This is a genomic window from Gemmatimonas sp. (assembly GCF_044376735.1).
In the GTDB taxonomy this organism is placed as follows: Bacteria; Gemmatimonadota; Gemmatimonadetes; order Gemmatimonadales; family Gemmatimonadaceae; genus Gemmatimonas.
In genome coordinates this window covers 1-3,079 of record NZ_JBILKJ010000248.1, presented here as the reverse complement: position 1 = coordinate 3,079, position 3,079 = coordinate 1, and the positions used below count along the sequence as shown (strand labels likewise).

The 3,079-nt window shown below is 65.0% G+C and carries 3 protein-coding genes; 1 reads left to right on the top strand and 2 read right to left on the bottom strand.

The features are described 5' to 3' along the window. Positions 1–403: 403 nt before the first annotated feature. Both msrA and msrB read right to left on the bottom strand, forming a co-directional pair. Entirely contained in the window at positions 404–901 is a 498-nt protein-coding gene (msrA, locus tag ACIRA7_RS16200; protein ID WP_396221871.1) for a peptide-methionine (S)-S-oxide reductase MsrA, read from the bottom strand. Continuing rightward, the gene (msrB, locus tag ACIRA7_RS16195; RefSeq protein WP_396221870.1) at positions 898–1,341 is read right to left on the bottom strand and encodes a peptide-methionine (R)-S-oxide reductase MsrB; all 444 of its coding nucleotides are present in this window, start codon (positions 1,339–1,341) and stop codon (positions 898–900) included. The genes msrA and msrB overlap by 4 nt, the downstream gene beginning before the upstream one ends. Before the next feature lie 83 nt (positions 1,342–1,424). Between msrB and ACIRA7_RS16190 the strand changes: the two genes are divergently transcribed. Then, positions 1,425–2,999 carry a YdiU family protein gene (locus ACIRA7_RS16190; protein ID WP_396221869.1) on the top strand — a complete coding sequence of 525 codons (1,575 nt, stop codon included), beginning with the start codon at positions 1,425–1,427 and terminating at the stop codon, positions 2,997–2,999. The last annotated feature ends 80 nt before the right edge of the window (positions 3,000–3,079 follow it).

The following is a 3,079-nucleotide window of genomic DNA, read 5'->3' as shown; positions in this document are numbered from 1 at the left end:
TCAACGGCGAGATCGCAACCTCGAACCGCCAGAACACGGATGACACCGATACGAAGGAAACAACACAGATAAGCGAAAAGCGCTGTTGGCTTATCCGTGTTGGTTCGGTGAGCTCCGTGTCATCCGTGTTCTGGCCGTTCGCCGTTGCTGTTCGCCGGTGCCGTTCGCCGGTGCCGTCCGCAGACCAGACCTACCGCATGGAATGGCAGTTGTATCCGTCGCGCGGCCAGCAGCGGTGCTCAACGGCGAGATCGCAACCGCGAACCGCCAGAACACGGATGACACCGATACGAAGGAAACAACACAGATAAGCGAAAAGCGCTGTTGGCTTATCCGTGTTGGTTCGGTGAGCTCCGTGTCATCCGTGTTCTGGCGGTTCGCCGTTGCTGTTCGTCGGTCAGACCTACCGCATGTAATGGCAAGTGTACCCGTACGGATTCTTCTGCAGGAAATCCTGATGCTCGCCCTCGGCCGTCCACCACGTGGCTTCCGGCGCGATCTCCGTCGTGATCGGCCGCTTCCACAGCCCGGACTGCGCCACGCGCGCCTTCACGCGCTCCGCCGTGTCGCGCTGCTCGGGCGTGGTATAAAAGATGGCCGACCGGTACTGCGTCCCCACGTCGTTGCCCTGACGGTTCAGCGTGGTCGGATCGTGCAAGCGGAAGAACCAATCCTCGAGCAGTGACGCAAAACTCAACACGGTCGGGTCAAACACAATGCGCACCGCTTCCGCGTGCCCCGATGCGCTGTCGTGCGTGTCGTCGTACACCGGGTGCTCCACCCAACCGCCCGTGTACCCCACGTCGGTGTCGAGCACACCCGGAACGGCGCGCAGAATCTCTTCCACGCCCCAGAAGCAACCCCCGGCGAGAATCGCGACTTCGGTTCTCCGGTCGCTCATACGAACAGCCGACGGAACTCGCCATACCCTTCCGCGTCGAGCTGCTCGAGCGGAATGAAGCGCAACGATGCGGAGTTGATGCAGTAACGGAGCCCACCAGCTTCGCGCGGGCCGTCGTCAAACACGTGCCCCAGATGCGAATCGGCGTCCTTCGACCGCACTTCCACCCGGCGCATGCCATGCGAGCGGTCTTCCTTCTCCAGCACCTGCGGCGCCACGGGCTTGGTAAAGCTCGGCCAGCCGCAGCCGGAGTCGAATTTGTCGAGCGACGAAAACAGCGGCTCACCACTCACGATATCGACGTAGAGGCCGTCTTCGTGGTGATCCCAGAACGCATTGCGGAACGGCGGTTCGGTGCCCGATTGCTGGGTGACCGTGAACTGCTCGCGCGTGAGCGTCCGAGCCAGTTCGTCGACGGAAGGCTTTTTGAAGGCTGACATAGTGGAGGATATACACAGAACGAGTGCGCGGAGTGCCCGACACGGGTGTGCCCGACAGGGAGGGCGTCCCTATTTTTGCCAGCGTGGACACTCTCCGTTTCGACAACCGCTTCGTAACCGAACTGCCGGGCGACCCCGATCGCTCGAACCGGCGCCGGCAGGTGCTCGGCGCCGCCTGGAGCGCAGCCGAGCCAACACCGGTCGCCGACCCCAGCCTGCTGGCCCACGCGCACGAGGTGGCCGCTCTGGTGGGTATCGCCGAAGACGACGTGCAGTCGCCGGCATTTGCTCACGTGTTCGGCGGCAACGCGCTGCTGCCGGGTATGACCCCCTACGCCGCCTGCTACGGCGGGCACCAGTTCGGCAACTGGGCCGGTCAGCTGGGCGACGGACGGGCCATGTCGCTGGGCGAAGTGTTGAACGACGCCGGCGAGCGCTGGGAACTGCAGCTCAAGGGCGCCGGCCCCACGCCCTATTCGCGCACGGCCGATGGGCGCGCCGTGCTGCGCTCGTCGATCCGCGAATTCCTGTGCAGCGAAGCGATGCATCATCTGGGCGTCCCCACCACCCGCGCGCTGTCGCTGGTGTCCACCGGCGACAGCGTCGTGCGCGACATGTTCTACAACGGCAACGCGGCCCCCGAACCGGGGGCGATTGTCTGTCGCGTGGCGCCGTCGTTCATCCGCTTCGGCAACTTCGAGATTCTCGCCGCGCGTGACGACCTCGCGCTGCTGGCCCAGCTTGTCGATTTCACCATCGCGCGTGACTTCCCGCAGTTGGCTGGCATCGCCGAGACCACCGAGCGTCGCGTGGCGTGGTTCGCCGACGTGTGCGAACGCACCGCGCACATGATCGTGCACTGGATGCGCGTGGGCTTCGTGCACGGCGTGATGAACACCGACAACATGTCGATTCTGGGACTCACGATCGACTACGGACCGTACGGCTGGCTCGACAACTTCGACCCGACGTGGACACCCAACACCACCGATGCCAGCATGCGCCGGTATCGTTTCGGACAGCAGCCGGCCATCGCGCAGTGGAATCTCGTGCGCCTCGCCGAAGCTATCGCGCCACTCTTCGAGACGGGCGACGCCCTGCAGCGCGCCCTTGAGCGGTTCGGCGACGTGTACCTGGCCGAGTACGAAGCGATGAACGCCGCCAAGTTCGGGTTCACGGCGCGCGGCGAGGCGGAACAGCTGGTGGTGCGCGAGGGCTTCGCGCTGTTGTACGAAGCCGAGGTGGATTACACGCTGTTCTTCCGCGCGCTCGGCGAGATCGGTGACACGCTCCCCGGTGAACATCCCAGCCGCCTGCTCGGCGACGTGTTCTACGACGAGGCCAAGCGCGACGCCAAGGCCGACGCCCTCGACGCGTGGTTGCGTCGTTGGCACGCTCGGGTGCAACAGCACGGCCGGAGTGCGGCCGAACGCCAGACCGCGATGCACGCGGTCAATCCGCGCTATGTCCTGCGCAACTATCTCGCGCAGCAGGCCATCGATGCCGCCACCGCAGGCGACACGTCACTCGTGCACACGTTGCTCGAGGTCATGCGGCGGCCGTACGACGATCAGCCGGAGTATGCGCACTTCGCCGCGCGCAGGCCCGAGTGGGCGCGGGTGAAGGCCGGGTGTTCGATGCTGAGCTGCAGTTCGTAACCCGACCGGCCCCGTCTACTTCCCGGCGTTCTCCTGCTTGGCCTGATTGCGCGTCACGCCCGCGATGAACAACAGCGCTT